The sequence below is a fragment of the Arthrobacter sp. Y3221114 genome, from assembly GCF_059092625.1.
On the sequence record NZ_JBNHHW010000001.1, the window covers coordinates 315,483 to 330,097 of the forward strand.

The 14,615-nt window shown below is 64.0% G+C and carries 20 protein-coding genes; 10 read left to right on the forward strand and 10 right to left on the reverse strand.

The window, feature by feature from the left end; translation table 11 throughout:
* Positions 1 to 168 precede the first annotated feature (168 nt).
* On the reverse strand, positions 169 to 1,062 hold the full coding sequence (gene serB / locus AC5RV3_RS01460) for a phosphoserine phosphatase SerB (protein WP_494120632.1): 894 nt from the start codon (positions 1,060 to 1,062) through the stop codon (positions 169 to 171).
* 106 nt (positions 1,063 to 1,168) lie between these two features.
* Between serB and AC5RV3_RS01465 the strand changes: the two genes are divergently transcribed.
* The 7 genes from AC5RV3_RS01465 (at position 1,169) to AC5RV3_RS01495 (ending at position 5,489) form a co-directional block, all read left to right on the forward strand.
* Positions 1,169 to 1,957 (forward strand): ABC transporter ATP-binding protein, encoded by a 789-nt coding sequence (locus AC5RV3_RS01465; RefSeq protein WP_494112726.1) that lies wholly within the window; start codon positions 1,169 to 1,171, stop codon positions 1,955 to 1,957.
* Between the two features lie 14 nt (positions 1,958 to 1,971).
* On the forward strand, positions 1,972 to 2,748 hold the full coding sequence (locus tag AC5RV3_RS01470; RefSeq protein ID WP_494120633.1) for a sulfite exporter TauE/SafE family protein: 777 nt from the start codon (positions 1,972 to 1,974) through the stop codon (positions 2,746 to 2,748).
* On the forward strand, positions 2,745 to 3,557 hold the full coding sequence (locus AC5RV3_RS01475) for a TrmH family RNA methyltransferase (protein WP_494120634.1): 813 nt from the start codon (positions 2,745 to 2,747) through the stop codon (positions 3,555 to 3,557). Before AC5RV3_RS01470 ends, AC5RV3_RS01475 begins: the two co-directional genes overlap by 4 nt.
* A gap of 105 nt (positions 3,558 to 3,662) precedes the next feature.
* Positions 3,663 to 3,920: a type B 50S ribosomal protein L31 gene (locus tag AC5RV3_RS01480; protein WP_493978504.1), complete on the forward strand. Its 258-nt coding sequence runs from the start codon at positions 3,663 to 3,665 to the stop codon at positions 3,918 to 3,920.
* Positions 3,921 to 4,075: 155 nt separating this feature from the next.
* Entirely contained in the window at positions 4,076 to 4,573 is a 498-nt protein-coding gene (locus AC5RV3_RS01485; protein ID WP_494120635.1) for a hypothetical protein, read from the forward strand.
* 77 nt (positions 4,574 to 4,650) lie between these two features.
* A complete protein-coding gene (locus AC5RV3_RS01490) occupies positions 4,651 to 4,908 on the forward strand; it encodes a hypothetical protein (RefSeq protein ID WP_494120636.1) in 258 nt (85 codons plus the stop codon).
* A 134-nt stretch (positions 4,909 to 5,042) separates the two neighbouring features.
* The gene (locus AC5RV3_RS01495) at positions 5,043 to 5,489 is read left to right on the forward strand and encodes a hypothetical protein (protein WP_494120637.1); all 447 of its coding nucleotides are present in this window, start codon (positions 5,043 to 5,045) and stop codon (positions 5,487 to 5,489) included.
* A 98-nt stretch (positions 5,490 to 5,587) separates the two neighbouring features.
* Here AC5RV3_RS01495 and AC5RV3_RS01500 read toward each other — a convergent pair whose 3' ends face one another.
* The 7 genes from AC5RV3_RS01500 to AC5RV3_RS01530 all read right to left on the reverse strand — a co-directional run bounded on the left by AC5RV3_RS01500 (position 5,588) and on the right by AC5RV3_RS01530 (position 9,624).
* Positions 5,588 to 6,049 carry a hypothetical protein gene (locus tag AC5RV3_RS01500; RefSeq protein WP_494120638.1) on the reverse strand — a complete coding sequence of 154 codons (462 nt, stop codon included), beginning with the start codon at positions 6,047 to 6,049 and terminating at the stop codon, positions 5,588 to 5,590.
* Between the two features lie 90 nt (positions 6,050 to 6,139).
* On the reverse strand, positions 6,140 to 6,565 hold the full coding sequence (locus AC5RV3_RS01505; protein WP_494120639.1) for a hypothetical protein: 426 nt from the start codon (positions 6,563 to 6,565) through the stop codon (positions 6,140 to 6,142).
* A 761-nt stretch (positions 6,566 to 7,326) separates the two neighbouring features.
* Positions 7,327 to 7,665, reverse strand: coding sequence for a hypothetical protein (locus AC5RV3_RS01510; RefSeq protein WP_494120640.1), 339 nt, complete (start codon positions 7,663 to 7,665; stop codon positions 7,327 to 7,329).
* A gap of 372 nt (positions 7,666 to 8,037) precedes the next feature.
* On the reverse strand, positions 8,038 to 8,403 hold the full coding sequence (locus AC5RV3_RS01515) for a hypothetical protein (protein ID WP_494120641.1): 366 nt from the start codon (positions 8,401 to 8,403) through the stop codon (positions 8,038 to 8,040).
* Complete coding sequence (locus tag AC5RV3_RS01520; RefSeq protein WP_494120642.1) at positions 8,400 to 8,828, reverse strand: AAA family ATPase; 429 nt, start codon at positions 8,826 to 8,828, stop codon at positions 8,400 to 8,402. Before AC5RV3_RS01520 ends, AC5RV3_RS01515 begins: the two co-directional genes overlap by 4 nt.
* Positions 8,829 to 8,953: 125 nt before the next feature.
* Positions 8,954 to 9,256 (reverse strand): hypothetical protein, encoded by a 303-nt coding sequence (locus AC5RV3_RS01525; RefSeq protein WP_494120643.1) that lies wholly within the window; start codon positions 9,254 to 9,256, stop codon positions 8,954 to 8,956.
* Between the two features lie 113 nt (positions 9,257 to 9,369).
* Positions 9,370 to 9,624, reverse strand: a complete 255-nt coding sequence (locus tag AC5RV3_RS01530; protein ID WP_494120644.1) for an FDXHR family putative zinc-binding protein — start codon at positions 9,622 to 9,624, stop codon at positions 9,370 to 9,372.
* A gap of 376 nt (positions 9,625 to 10,000) precedes the next feature.
* On the opposite strand from AC5RV3_RS01530, the gene AC5RV3_RS01535 reads away from it, so the two are divergent.
* Positions 10,001 to 10,849 carry an HNH endonuclease gene (locus AC5RV3_RS01535; protein WP_494120645.1) on the forward strand — a complete coding sequence of 283 codons (849 nt, stop codon included), beginning with the start codon at positions 10,001 to 10,003 and terminating at the stop codon, positions 10,847 to 10,849.
* Positions 10,850 to 11,549: 700 nt separating this feature from the next.
* The gene (locus tag AC5RV3_RS01540) at positions 11,550 to 11,948 is read left to right on the forward strand and encodes a hypothetical protein (RefSeq protein WP_494120646.1); all 399 of its coding nucleotides are present in this window, start codon (positions 11,550 to 11,552) and stop codon (positions 11,946 to 11,948) included.
* 96 nt (positions 11,949 to 12,044) lie between these two features.
* Here the strand turns inward: AC5RV3_RS01540 and AC5RV3_RS01545 are convergent, their stop codons facing one another.
* On the reverse strand, positions 12,045 to 12,329 hold the full coding sequence (locus AC5RV3_RS01545) for a hypothetical protein (RefSeq protein WP_494120647.1): 285 nt from the start codon (positions 12,327 to 12,329) through the stop codon (positions 12,045 to 12,047).
* 805 nt (positions 12,330 to 13,134) lie between these two features.
* On the opposite strand from AC5RV3_RS01545, the gene AC5RV3_RS01550 reads away from it, so the two are divergent.
* A complete protein-coding gene (locus AC5RV3_RS01550) occupies positions 13,135 to 13,632 on the forward strand; it encodes a DapH/DapD/GlmU-related protein (protein ID WP_494120648.1) in 498 nt (165 codons plus the stop codon).
* An 8-nt stretch (positions 13,633 to 13,640) separates the two neighbouring features.
* Here the strand turns inward: AC5RV3_RS01550 and AC5RV3_RS01555 are convergent, their stop codons facing one another.
* Positions 13,641 to 14,483 carry an HNH endonuclease family protein gene (locus AC5RV3_RS01555; RefSeq protein WP_494120649.1) on the reverse strand — a complete coding sequence of 281 codons (843 nt, stop codon included), beginning with the start codon at positions 14,481 to 14,483 and terminating at the stop codon, positions 13,641 to 13,643.
* Between the last annotated feature and the right edge of the window lie 132 nt (positions 14,484 to 14,615).

Below are 14,615 nucleotides of genomic sequence, written 5' to 3' on the forward strand. Positions count from 1 at the left end.
TGATTCTCCTTCGCGGCAGGTTCCGGGAATCCTGCCCGTAGGCCGGCAGCCGGGACGCTGTCCGGGGGAGGTTCAACCGACCCTACTCCGGCACATGGCCCGGCGGTAGGGGCCTCGTCCGGCGGAAATCAGCACGCCTGGATTGCCGGTCCGGCGGCCGCAGAAGCGTCAGACGCCGGCGAAGTAGCGGGCCACATCCAGGTAGGGAATGTTGATGGCGGCGTCGGCGGCCTCCCGGACGGCAGGCTTGGCGTTGAACGCAACGCCCAGGCCGGCGGCGGCGAGCATGTCCAGGTCGTTGGCGCCGTCGCCGATGGCAATGGTCTGCGCCAGGTCGATTGCCTCCGCCGCCGCCCATTCGCGCAACAATGCCTCTTTCACCGCGCGGTCCACCACGTCGCCGTCCACCTTGCCGGTCAGCATCTCCGCGTCGATGCCCAGCAGGTTGGCGCGGTGGTAGGTCAGCCTGAGCTCGGCGGCCAGCGGATCCAGGATTTGGCTGAAGCCGCCGGAGACCACGGCTACCGCGTGGCCGGCGGCCAGGAAGGCCTCGACCAGTTCCCGGGCCCCGTTCGTCAGCCGCACCGCGGCACGGACGCGGTCGATCACGTCGAGGGGAAGGTCCTTCAGGGTTGCCACCCGGGCGTGCAGGCTCTCGGCGAAGTCCAGTTCGCCGCGCATCGCCGCTTCGGTCACGGCGGCAACCTCGTCCCGCTTGCCGGCATGCTCGGCCAGCAGTTCGATGACCTCCTGCTGGATGAGCGTGGAGTCCACGTCCATCAGCAGCAGCTTGCGCTGCGGCCCGGCCAGCGACGCATCCATCACGGCCGTGCCCAGGTCATCCGTGAGGACGGGGGTCAGCGCCGCCCGCACGGCTGCGACGCCGTCGGGGGCACCGCCGTCGTACTCCACCGTCAGGACGGTGACCTGGAAACGGTCGTTGGCCGCGTTCTCCAGCTCGATGATGCTCCCGCCGGCTCCGGTGACCGCGGCCTGCACGGCGGCGAGATAGGCATCGGGGAGTTCCCGGCCGTAGGAGACGACACGGAGGAGCGAGGGCATAGTGATTCCGTTCTGCGCAAAGCTGGAGGGAGGGCCGGATCCATCATGGCAGGCTCCGGCGTCGCGTTTGGCGAATGCTACGCGTTTTAGCCTACTGTCTACTGATATGAGCGATGTACTTGAATTTGCCGGGGTCACTGTTGTCCGCGGGCGGAAAACCCTGCTCGACGGCATTGACTGGCAGGTCAAGGAGGGGGAGCGCTGGGTAGTCCTCGGCCCCAACGGGGCGGGCAAGACCACGCTGCTGCAGATCGCCGGCGCACGCCTGCACCCCACCCGCGGGATCGCCGGGATCCTGGACGAAACCATGGGCAAGGTCGACGTGTTCGAGCTGCGGCCGCGGATCGGCCTGGCCTCCACCGCGCTGGCGGGCCAAATCCCCGAGCACGAGCAGGTGCTCAACGTGGTGGTCACCGCCGCCTACGGTGTGACCGGCCGCTGGCGCGAACAGTACGACAAGATGGACGAGCGCCGCGCCTTCCGGCTGCTGGATGCCTGGGGCATGTCCACCTTCATGAACCGCACCTTCGCCACGCTGAGCGAGGGCGAACGCAAGCGCGTGCAGATTGCCCGGGCCCTGATGTCCGACCCTGAACTGCTGCTGCTGGATGAGCCGGGCGCCGGCCTGGACCTGGCCGGCCGCGAGGATCTGGTGCGGCGGCTGAGCGAGCTGGCCCAGGACGAGGACGCGCCGGCGCTGGTGCTGGTCACCCACCACCTGGAGGAAGTGCCGCCGGGCTTCACGCACGCCATGCTGCTGCGCGAAGGCGGGGTGGTGGCCCAGGGGCCCATCGCCGAGGTGTTGACCGAAGAGAACCTGAGCGCCGCCTTTGACATGCCGCTGAGCGTCAAGCACGACGGCGGCCGCTACACTGCCGTAGCCAAGCGCGCCTAAGCGGCGCCTGCCTCATGGATGTGCTGAACGCTGCCCTGATCGGGTTGGGTGGCCTGTGGGCCGGGACCATCAACAGCATTGTTGGCTCCGGAACGCTGGTCACGTTCCCCATTCTCGTGGCACTGGGCTATGCGCCGGTGACCGCGACCATTTCGAACGCGATGGGCCTGATTGCCGGCAACGTGGGCGGCGTCTACGGCTACCGGAGGGAACTGGCGGGGCTGCGCCGAACCCTGGCGATCCTGCTGCCGGCCTCGCTGCTGGGCGGGATCACCGGTGCCTGGCTGCTGCTGCACCTGCCGGAGGAAGTCTTTGGCGTGGCGGCGCCGTTCCTGATCGTGGTGGCGCTGCTGTTCGTGGTGTTCCAACCCAAGCTCCAGGCCTGGGTGCGCGACCGCCAGGCCGCGCAGGCCCGCACCCGGCCGCGTCCGTGGCTGCTGCTGGGGCTGGTCTATTTTGCCGGTGTCTACGGCGGCTACTTCGTGGCCGCGCAGGGCGTGCTGCTGGTGGGAATCCTCGGGGTCTTCCTGCACGGCACCCTGCAGCAGGCCAACGCGGTCAAGAACGTGCTGGTGTTGGGCGTGAACATCATCGCCGCCATCTCCTACATGCTCTTCGCGTTCGACCGGATCGAATGGTCGGTGGTGCTGGTCATCGCCATCAGTTCGTTGATCGGCGCGCTGATCGGGTCCGCGGTGGGACGCCGGCTGAAGCCGGTGGTGCTGCGCGGCGTTATTGTCACCCTTGGCCTGGTGGCGTTGTTCGTGCTGGTCAGGAACCTCTTCGCATGAACCTGGTGCGCCTGGACTCCGCCGCCGACCCGCGCGTGGCCGACTACGCGCAGCTGACGGACACCGCGCTGCGCCGGCGCCGCGAGCCCGCCGAGGGCATGTACATCGCGGAAAGCTCCAAGGTGCTGCGCCGGGCCATCGCGGCGGGCCACACCCCTCGGTCGTTCTTCCTGACCGACAAGTGGCTGGACGACCTGCGCGACGTCATCGGCCGGTTCCCCGACGTGCCGGTGTTCGTCGGGACGCCCGAGGTGCTGGAGGCGATCACCGGATTCCACCTGCACCGCGGGGCAATGGCCGCCATGCACCGGCCCGCGCCGCTGCCGGTCGAGGACGTGCTGGCCGGCGCCCGCCGGGTGGCAGTGCTGGAGGACATCGTGGACCACACCAACGTGGGTGCGATCTTCCGGTCCGCTGCCGCCATGGGCATGGACGCGGTGCTGCTCAGTCCACAGTGCGCCGACCCGTTGTACCGGCGCAGCATCCGGGTCTCCATGGGCACGGTCTTCCAGATTCCGTGGGCCCGGCTGCCGGAGTGGCCGGAGGACGTTAACGCGCTGCGCGACGCCGGTTTCACGACGGCGGCGTTGGAGCTGACCGGGGACGCCATCACCTTGGATGAGTTGGAGCGGCGCAGCTACGACAGGCTGGCACTGGTGCTGGGCACCGAGGGCGCCGGCGTGAAACAGCAAACGCTCGACTTGGTGGACCTGACCGTGATGATCCCCATGCGTGCGGGGGTGGACTCGCTGAATGTTGCGGCCGCCAGCGCGGTGGCGTTCTGGGCCTGCCGTGTCACTTCGACGTGAGCCCGCCGAATGCGGTAGAGTTGTTTGCTGGCCCTAATGGGGCTGCCATCTTTCCATCCTTCTAGCCGCTGGCAAAATCCAGGGGCGCGTAGAAAAGGTACAACTATGAAGTCTGATATCCATCCGGCATACGCCCCGGTTGTGTTCCGCGACCTGGCCTCCGGCGTTTCCTTCCTGACCAAGTCCACCGCGACGTCCAAGCGGACGGTGGAGTGGGAAGACGGCAACAGCTACCCGCTGATCGAGGTTGAAATCTCCTCGGAGTCCCACCCGTTCTACACCGGCAAGCAGCGCATCATGGACAGCGCCGGCCGCGTGGAGCGCTTCAACGCACGCTTCAAGGGCTTCGGCGGCAAGAAGTAACCCTTCGGCCGCAAGCCTCCAGCGAAGCCCGCACCGTTTGGTGCGGGCTTCGCCGTTTAATGCGTCGGCTTATCGGTTCGGCTAGGGCGCGGGCGTGGCGCGTCGTGCACCGGTTCCTGACGTCCCCGCGCCGGCCGCGACGTTAGGCTGCTGCCATGGCACCAACTCCACACCGTGAAGCGGTCCGCGCTGGGCGGCACCGGGACCATCGCCGCCCGCGGGTGGTCGGGGGTCCGGTCACGCTGGCTGTTTCCGCCCTTCTGCTCTCGGGATGCGCAGCAGGGCAACAGCAGCTGCCGGCCGAAATCGCCTGCACCACGCAGTACCGTCCGGACTTTGGCAGCAGCGCCGGAGAGGAGGCCGGCCAGTTGCTCCTGCCCAGGGTCGACGGCCCGACGGCAGACCGGCAGGAGTTGATCGCCGGCTCGTTCCGGCTGTCCGGAAGCTATACAGGGGAGGCCCCGGACGGGCGCGCCGTGTCCCTGGCCATCACCGACGAGGCCGGCAACGCGCTGGCGAACATGCTGTACCAACTGGAGGACGGCTCCTCCCTGCAGTCCCGCTTCGCCGGGGGACACGGGTTCACCGGTCTGCACTACATCCGCGACGGAGACGCTGAACTGCAGCTGTTCTGCGCCGCCGCAGACGGGTAGGTTGCCGGGCGGGAGTTGATCGCGCCCGATCCCAACCGGCGGGACCGCGCCCGAACCGGCTAATCCAGGGGCGGGCAGTGGCTGTGCTCGAACTTCATCCGTGTGACATCGCCGCTTTTGGCGGGGTCGAGCACATAGCCCTTCCACACCTGCTCGGGGTCTACGAAATTCATGGCGAAGTACGGATCGGCAACCCAAGTGTCGAGCATGGCAAGAGCTTCAGCCTGGCGGCTCTGCTCATCGTTCTCGAAAGCGTCAAGGAATTCACCCTCCCAGGCGCAATGCCAGTACTGAGAGGCTGCATGGTTGAAACGGATTTGTACCGCCTTTTGTAGCGCCCTCTGCCTTGCGGTTACAGGGAAGTGGAGCCTTCTGTCTTAGGGAACTTTGGGGCCACGGAGGCGGGGGCCGAAGCCCCCGCCCGTCTGACTGCCTAACAGCCATTGCGGCGTTTGTGCCGTGACTCAAGGTGGCAGGCGAACTCGAGTTTACGAGGCGCCTGCTTGTATGCCGCCAGACCCAGCGTTATCATCTCGAAGCGCTCACCCTCGATCTCAGGTGGTTCTCGTATCCCGACCTCACCAGCCGGACGCCGGCGATGGGCGCGCAGATTTGGGTAATGCTCGCCCCCGTCGTGTTTCCGAATCTCGCGAATTGCATCGTCGATCGCGTTGTTCCGTCCATGCGCTCGGCGATGTCGTCCAGCTTCGCCAGGGCCTCGGCGATTGCTGACAATGAGCTGATTGCTCATCAGGTACAGGAGCAGGCTAACGGCCCTTGTCTCCTGCGAGTCACTCAAGGCCGAAGCGGACGCCGTGATCCGGACAGTGTGCTTGGCAGCGAGGCCGGTTCTCCGGCCGACCACAGGTCCGTCAATTGGGCCGACCATCCAACCGCGCTGGGCACTGCGCCGTAGCTGAGCCGCGGGACCAGGGCGCCTTCTCCTGCCTCAACATAGGCCAGCGAAAGTGTCTGCCGCTAGCGCACGCCAAGCTGGAAGAATCCCAGCCTGGCTCACCCGGGGTCCCGCGTCTTCGGCGGGCACGAATATCCCTGACGCGGGTAGCAGTACACCACCCCGGTGCCGAGATCGGCGACCCCGGTCCCGGCCTGCGCTACCCTCGGCGTGACCCCGACCCACTCGGCGACCGGAGTGCCGTCCGAGTTCGTTTCGGTCCACACCGACACCGCCCGCACAAAGTTGTCCGTATGCGGCGAGTCGATCCGCACCTTGGCGCACCCGTCATTGTTCAGGTTCACGTGTCCCACAACGCCCCACACCGCGTTCGGGTCGTTGAACAGATTCCACTGCACCGTGCTTGGCTTCGCCGCCCAGCGCTCGTGCCCCGGACCCGCCATCACAAAGCAGTACTCGATGCCGGTGGCCGCCTGCGCCGGGGGCGCCCCGGCGAACAGCCCCAGTGCGCCCAGTGCCGCCGCCGTACACGCGGCTCCCAGCTTGTTCCTGCGTCCCATGATTTCCACTCCTTGCCCGTCAACCGGGCGGGGCCGTTCCCCCGCGCAGTCCCGCCCGTGTCCTGATAACTCCCCTCATCAAAGTGGGTTTCACGAGCAGGACAGGCCCGGGAACTCGGCGCTCGTGCACTTGACCGGGTGGACCCCCAGATCAACCTCGCCCTGTCCCGGCGTGCCCACGCTTGTTACACCCAGCCACAGGTACTGGGGAATGCCGCCCTCGCCGTTGACGATGTACTGGGTCAGACCGCGCACGTACATGTTCACGTAGTCGCCGGAGAGCGTGAACGCCACGCAGCCCTGCGAGTCCGGCTCCGAGACCGCTACGTTCGTCCAGTTGCCCCGGCTGTTGTCCGGGTTCACCTGCACAGCCGACGGGTGCTCCCACGAACTGTTCGTGCCCTCGTAGACAAAACAGAAGATGCCGCCCGAAGCGGCCTGTGCCGGGGCGGACCCGGCCAGCATGCCCAACGCAACCATTGCGGCGGCGGCACACGCGGCTGCCGTCCTTCTCATGCGTCACATGACTCACTCATCTCCCCTTCTGCTGCCCAAGGGGCACGGGTGCCCGGCGGGCATTCGAAGCCGTTCATCGGCTGGCAGTACACATCGAAGTTGCCCAGACTCTCATGCCCGGTGTTCTCTGAAGGCCGCAAAGCCGGTCTGCGGAATGATGGACTAAGAGGAGGGCCCTTGAAGCCCCGTGCCTGCCGCGCAGGTGTCTTATCCTCCCCGAGACCGGTGGAGGGTGCCCAAAAACCGGCACGCAGCTCCTCTGCCGCCCGCCTGATTTGCAGTCGATTATCCGACCAAACGTTACCGATTGTCAATAGACTCTAAAGTATTGGTAGCGGCCACGGTTCACCGGCCGGACCGCTCCCGGGCGGCGGCTCTTCCGCCGGAACATAAGCACCGTCCGCCCGCCAGCGCGGGGTACTGCCGGCACGGAAAGGTCATCCCCCTTGACCTGCTCTGCAACCTAGAAATGCATTTCCCTCAGCGATAAATGGCAGATTGTCTAGCATCAGAGCCGGCCCCACGATGTACTAATTGTCCCTGCCCTCCGGCAGCCGTTGCTTCTCCAACTGACGCCGCTTCTCTCTCGACACCAGGTTCATATCGGAAGCGTCGGGTACGGCTTTAAATACCCCTCAGAGATGACCTTTGCTACCTATTCGATAATTTCGAGTTCGGTCTTCCAACTCGGCCAGGAGCAACTCATCGTCCATTTGTCCAGCAGCGCACCAGTCAGTATCCACTGCCAATCTTTTGAGATCTCACATAAGGGCAGGCTTTGTTGCCCATGGCTCAGTCAAACGTGTATTGCGCCTGAGCGAATGCCGGGAAGCACCCGCTTCTGCGCCGCATTGGCCCAGATCGACTGCGGCGCTTGCCCCCTGCTGTGCTTCCATGATCTCCTCCTCGGTGATATCCGAGTTGCCGGCGTTGAGGTCCCGGCGCATTGCACGGTCGGCGTCCGGCTGCCTGGGCTGCGGCGGAGCGTTCCCCAGTAGTCTGTTCGGCCTCGGCCAGCTTGACGCGGTCTCCTCGGCCTTGGCCTCGGCTGCTGCGAGGGCGGAGATGGCGGTGGTCTTCGTCGTGGTGGCCCTTGCCATGGTGGGTTTCCTTCCAATTGGGAAATGGGATTGGGTTATAAGTTGGCCGAGGGGCGCCAGCGCCGAGGCCGGGACCAGAGCAAGGTGGAAGCTCTGGGGATCTGGGGCAGGCGGACGCTGGCGGGACCGGGGACAGGATCAGGATGCCCCTGCTAGCTGACTGGGACCGAGGCCGCCAGGCCTCGGGACCGTTTGCCGTGGACAGGGGCAAACATCGGCAGATGTCTACCTGCCCACGGCCTACACTCGGGACTCCGCTTGCGCTCCCTCCCGAATAGCTAGGAAGCCTCTCTTGGGGGGAAGTGGATCGCAAGATTCACTGGGGGGGTTCCTATATAGGTGAGCCAGTGAACGGGTGAATCGAGTGAGCCGCTAGTTCTCGGCCAACATTTCGCCGAGGTAGCCCTTCGGCGTAAGGCGGTTCCGCCAGCTCGTCACGGCTCCGCCGAACTGCGCGCTCAGCTTCTGTGCAGCCTCGGTATTCGTCAGTCCCTGGCAGTTCTCGAGATACCAGTCGAAGTGGTGCCGCCTCTGAGCCTCGATATTGTGGGCCTTCTCCCGCTGCTTCTCGCCTTGTTCCGCGGCTGAGCTCGTGCCTGTCACGGTCAGGTCCGCAGCGGCGGACCCGACATTCAGCGTCAACCGTTCGGCCTGTCGGGCGTTGCCTCGGGCAGAGAGCTTGATCCGGTCACCCTTGCGGTCAACATGGAGGATCCACCTCGCCTTGGCCTCGATCACAGTAGAGCCGAGGGCCTTCTGTGGCGCGTAGCCTTGGCGTTCCTGACGGTCGAGCTGTGAGCCAGGATCACTACGGCGGCGGCACCAGCCGCCGACTGGATTTGCTGGAAGACACGGTTCACGTCCACCTGCGAGTTGTAGTCGCCATCAATGCTGGAGAAGTGGTCGATCACGATTAGGTCGCGGGCAGTGGGCTTGAGCTGGGTGCTTATGGCCTTGAGTACGTCCTCGCTGACACCGGGCGCGGTGTAGACCTGGAGCCGCTGGCCAGCCTCGGGTGTGACTCCGAGTTCCAGTAGCCGGTCCCGGTACTCCATGCGAGCGCCGCCGTCAGTGGCCAGCACAATTGCCCGGTCGACGGCTTCCATAGGCCGGCCGAGGAAGGCTCGGCCCATTAGGGATGAGGCTATGAGGTTCTGGGCCACAGAGGATTAGCCGGACTTCGGCTGTCCTGTCAGCAACGTGATGCTGGAGGACACTAGTCCTTCCACTAACCATGTTGGTTCATCGATTGCCATTAGCTCCTCCAGGTTCAACGGCTCAAAGTGGGTCACGCGGACACGTCGTTAGCTGCAGTCGGAATTGCCAATAGGTCGTAACCCCACCTTCGGCCACTGATCCAGCCCAGTTCCCGCAGCTCAGCTAAGGTGCTGACCACGCGCTTGTCCGAACGCGGGCGTCCGAGGGCGGCATTGATGTCCCGCCATGACATCGGGGAGACGCTTGAGAGCTGGAGGCTGTTGGCCATGATGTCGAGAACAACGTGTTGGTCCTCGGTCACTTCGGTGGCGGCGGCAGCCGCCGCCAGAGCGGTGATGAAGTCATCGCGAAAACGATTTATCGGTCGGGTCAAAATGGGTTCCTTCCTGCTGGCCGCAGTGGCAAATCCGCTGGGACGCATGACGTCCGCGAGTAGTTGGAGGGGTAGCCGGTATCCGGCGGTGAAACGATGGTCCGGTCAGACGATTAGGCGGCATTCCGCCGGTACCGGTTCGGTCTGCCGCTGACCCAGACGCCCGCCTTCAGGGCAGGAGCGCACCCGCTGATGGTCAACTCTGCCGGATCGAGGCAGACGCGCTCGCCGTTCCTGGTGACGCGGTGCGCGTCGGCGATGGTGTGGTTTCCGAACGTTTGATGGCAGACGGGGCAGTGGCTGTGACTGTTCCGATTGGACCAGCTCTTGCCGCAGGCCGGATGCGTAACGGTCGAGGGCCTGCTCATACGGCCTCACCGTCGCCTGGAGTGAGGCGTGCGGCGGCCGCAGCCTCCGCTTTACGGATAATGGTTGCTCTGGTCGTGAGGGCATAACCTCCTGCTGGTCGCCCTGAAGGGCCGGTTAATAAGCGAAAACAAGGGGCGCGAGGGCACAAAAAAAGCCGAGGCGTTGCTTACCTCAGCTGTTTGTTTTTTATCTTGTTATCTCTTATTCAGCAGGTCACGCCCGAGAGCCGGGCTGGTTTGGAGTAGAAGCCAAACCTGAAGAATGACGCAACATGAAGCATTACATCAGATGACTTGACAATTCTCAAATCACGGGTGCGGTGAGGATCTTGTGACCACACCGCTGTCTGTCACACCAACCACGCATAATATGGCCATGTCGCCGAAGCCTACGGATCGTGAACGGTTCTATGCGCAGACTCAGAGAATGGACAATGGCTGCTTGATCTGGACGGCCGGAAAGGTTGGGCGCAACGGCTACGGTGGATTCAAGCTGTTCGGAAAGCTAATAGGGGCTCATCGGGCAGCCGTGATACTTGAGACCGGCGAGGTGCCGGCTCCAGGCTTGCAGGTCATGCATAGCTGCGATACCCCCGCTTGCGTTGAAATCTCTCACCTGCGCCTGGGGACGCGTCAAGAGAATGCTGATGACCGAAAACGCAAGGGCCGAGTGAAGAGCCCGAGGGGCGAAGCGCACCACCGACCGAGGTTTCCCGATGAGGTAGTGGAATGGATACGTCGGAGGGAAGCAGACGGAATGCGCCGCGCCCAAATCGCGGCCGTAGTTGGTTGCAGCTACGGCTATATCGCCGACGTCGTCAACGGCCGCTGCCGCACGAAACCCACGCGGGACTCGGAAAAGACGCAGCTGCTTCTGGATATTCGTGCAAGCTACGAGCGCTCCGATTACCACGCGCGCCGACAGGCGGAGATCTCGAAAGTCGTACATCCGAGCGATGAGATAGATGGAGAGGAGTGGCGGCCGACACCGCATGAACGCTATTGGGTCAGCTCTCTTGGCTGCGTCCGCGGCCAGAGGGGAGCGATACTGCGCCCCTGGTCGCAGAGCACGGGCCACCTCTCAATCGGGCTTGGGGTGGCGGGAAGGGAGCTCGTGCACCGGTTGGTTTGCGAGGCTTGGCATGGGCCGGGCGAGGAGGGCATGTGGGTTGGCCATATCGATGGGAACCCGCAGAACAACACCCCGAGAATCTTCGCTGGGTAACGCCTACTGAGAACGCAGCGGACACCCGCAGGCACGGAAAGACGTTGGCTGCCACGGGGGAGCACTTCAACGCCAAGCTGACCTCAGTTCAAGTACGGGCGATAAGGGCCCAACTGCCCGGCACGAGAGGAACGGTTGCTCGTTTGGCCAGCGAGTACGGAGTAACTAGGGCGACGATAATGGGTATCCGCGACGGGAAAACGTGGAGTCATCTCTTATAGTCCCTGTTAAAGGCAGTCACTTGAGCTCCGGCAGTGTCGGTTGAAGCGCGGTCGTCCGGGCGGGTTTTCTACACCGCGCCGACGATGCACTGTCGCAGGGTTCTTTGAGTAGGGCTGTCGCGGAGGCTGCCCACGCAAACACCAGAAAGACAATGACGGAAACTTATGTGCGGACTAAGATTTAAGAACATGCGGGATGGGGCCACACCGGTCGCTCAGCCGCATAGCGTAGGCGTCTGGAAATGCGCGAATCACCTGCCGGCGGCAGGCATACTCCCAATCTAGTAACGCACCCGATCCCTTCATCGCACCGAGCCACTGAGGTGGGTCTTTAAATTGAGCTCTACGCTGCCCATGCTTGTATGTCTGGTCGGCGAATAGGCATCGGCCGGCACCCTTCCGGACCGGCCGCATCCGAAAGGGTGCCGTTGATCGTTAGTACTAGGGCGAATCACGCCCACCTATTCAAAGGAACGCAGATGTATCGCCATATCGCAGCGGCCTTCTCCGCAGCTGCTCTCGCTGCACTCGGAGTTTCCAGTGGTGCTGATGCCGCGACCGCGGCAGGTGCCGGAGTGTACTGCTTCGATTTCCCCAATGGGCAGCCCTACATGGAACTGCCGACGTTCATAGAAGTCAGTGCCAATGGCGTGGACAGCTGGGTGATCGTGGAGGAAAGAGCCACTGGCAGCTCTGGCTGTGACAGCTTTGTCTTAAGGGATCCCGCACATTGGGACCTGTATGTCAGGGCTGAGGCGTACGCCGTCGATCGCGACGGACGGACCTGGCAGGGTATTACACCACTTATGGGGACTCCCGGTGATCATACCGTTAACCTAGGCATCGGGACCGTCTACTGCACCAGCGGCGGCTGCTGAGTCACCCGCCGCTGCTTCCGGTCGATCGATCGACTGGTCGATTCGTCGATCGCATCCGCCACCCTGGCGCAGGAGGCGCCTGGCTGGCTGCAAAGCCTAAGTATTCTGCCCAGCCAGCAGCGGCAGGGTGCAAATCTTGGTGATGGCGTCGTGGGCGGCCCGCGACGGCTCAGAAGTAGGCAAGTGCATTGCGCCGATGAGCGCGAAGCAGGCAGCGAGGCCGGCGGCGAATCGGACGGCGGTACGGATGATGTGCTGGACGTTCATGATGGGTGCCCCCTCTACTCCTGCCAGATTGTTTGCGTGGACCGTGCACATCCCAGGCAGCCCCGTCGTTTCGCTGGGCCGGCGGGTGGAGAACGGGATTATCGAAACGTCCACGCTGTTCAGCCGCCAAGACGGCCAGCTTGAGGTGAGTCCTTCCGCCAGCCCCGCGGAGGAGAAGTTCGCGCGCGCAGGATATGAAGTTATGCAGCTGTTGGAACCGGTGCCATGACGACGGCGGTGGGACTCCTTGGCGGCGGCTTGCGCGGTGGTTTGCGCACATCCGGCCACGGCGATGAACAGGGCGATTACCGCCGCAACGCTTAGGAATTGAGTGGCTTGTTTCCTTTTGACCCCCGAACGCATTGCGGAGCGAAGGACGGAACTCATTACCTGGTTGGAAAAATTTGATCCGCGGTCTTATCTTCGTAAAGCAGGGCTCAGTCAAGAAGAAATCGCACTCTTGAGAAGTCGATTGCGACCTCAAGGATCATCAGGGGCGTAGCTCTTTCCGTGTTGTCACCAGCTGGATCGAAGCGCCGTCTGCGGTCACGCCGGAGACCAGCAGCCATCCTGCGGCGCGCGACGCCAGACCTGCCGCGGCCCTTCCCATTCGCGTGCGACGTCGGTCAACCAGATCGTAGTATCCGGGTTCCAGCCAGCGATGACGCTTGCCGCGTCTGAATCGATCTTGAGTGCTCGCGCAGCGTTGTTAAGGTATGCCACAACAGTTAGATGGATGGCATCCCATTCGTGGGCGACTCGTTCCCAGTCGGGAATCACCCAACGGCCGGCCCGTCCGGTGGTGCGGTACCAGTCGTGCCGACGGGAGGCGGTAACGTCCAGCGGGAAGGCGCGGCACAGTCGGATCCAGTCATCACCACTGCGGATCATCACGGGGAACTCGCCGTTGCATGGGGGCATGCACCGGGTCAGCCAGGATGCCCTGCGCATTACCGGCGAGCTTGACAACGGCGCCTATCCGGAACCCGCGCGGGGGAGCGAGCTGTTGGCTCAGCTGACCGGCAAGCCGGTTGACGAATCCGTGACGGTTTTCCCGCCCTTCTACGCCGACTTCGGGAAGAGCATCACACTCGGGAAGAGGATTTTCATCAACTCAGGGTGCAAATTTCAGGACCAAGGCGGCGTGGTGATTGGGGACGACTGCCTCATCGGGCACAACTCCGTGATGGCCACACTCAACCACGACCTTGCGCCGAGCCGCCGCGCGGACATGCACCCGGCTCCCATCGTCATCGCCCGCAATGTCTGGATCGGATCGAACGCCACCATTCTGCCCGGCGTGACCATTGGCGAAAATGCTGTCGTGGCGGCTGCCTCCGTAGTTACGAAGGACGTGCCCGAAAATTCCATTGTTGTGGGTTCACCCGCACGAGTGGTGCGCTTCCTTTCCTCCTGAACCCCGAATCAGGCCCGCCAGCGGAGGCGGCTGTCCGTGGAGGACGCCTTGCAGGTGTAGGTCTTGCCATTGGTCTTGCTGATGCCCTTCTTGCCCTTCACGGACGAGGCGCAGAAAGCACCGGGGGAGACCTTTAACGCCGTGGAGGACTTGGCGGCCTTCGTCGGCGTTGCCTTGCCGGCGGGCTTGAGGGCGGCGACCTTCACGGTCTTCTGGCCAGGGCAGGAGGTGAGAACCTTCCTCATGGCGGCCTTCTCGGCGGGAGTGACCGACAGGGCGTACTTCTTTTTGACCGCGATTTGGGTGGCAACGAGGGGACAACGGAAGGACTTGTTCTTGGGCAGCCACGCGCTGGCCTCGCGGTCGCCCTTGGCCCGATTCGCGGAGGCATCCACGGCCAGCAGGTTCAGCGGGTCGTTGGCCAGGGCGGTGCGCTGGGCGGTGGAGAGCTTCTGGGCACCGGACACCCATGCCTGGCCAAGGGCCACGACGTGGTCGATGTCGACCTTGCTGCCGCCACGGACGTAGCTGATGGTCCTGCCGGTGTAGGGATCCTTCAGGTTCCCGGAAACCATGACGCAGTTATAGGTGCCGAGCTTGAACCTGTCCTTGGTGAGGTCGCGCTTGAGGATGTCGTTCCGGGTATCACAGCCGTTGCGATCGATGTCCTTCCACGAGGGGCCGAACTTGTCGCGGGAATAGCCGGTCTTGGCGGCCTTCCCCTTGACCGGCAGGGTGTTCAGCACCGAGGAGGCGCTCGGCCCCGTGGCCTTCGGGCCGAGGGCCTGAGCCGGGGCTGCGGCCGTGAACCCACCAAGCAGCAGGGCTCCGGCGGTAGCGATGGCGGCCATCATTCGGCCCGGATTTTTGCGCAAGTTTTCCCCCAAATGTACCGGCAACAGCCCCGCACGGATTCAGTGCGATTGCCTGCGAATTATCCTGCCATACAAAAGGCCTGCCCCTGTGCTGCGGGCCTTCGTGTC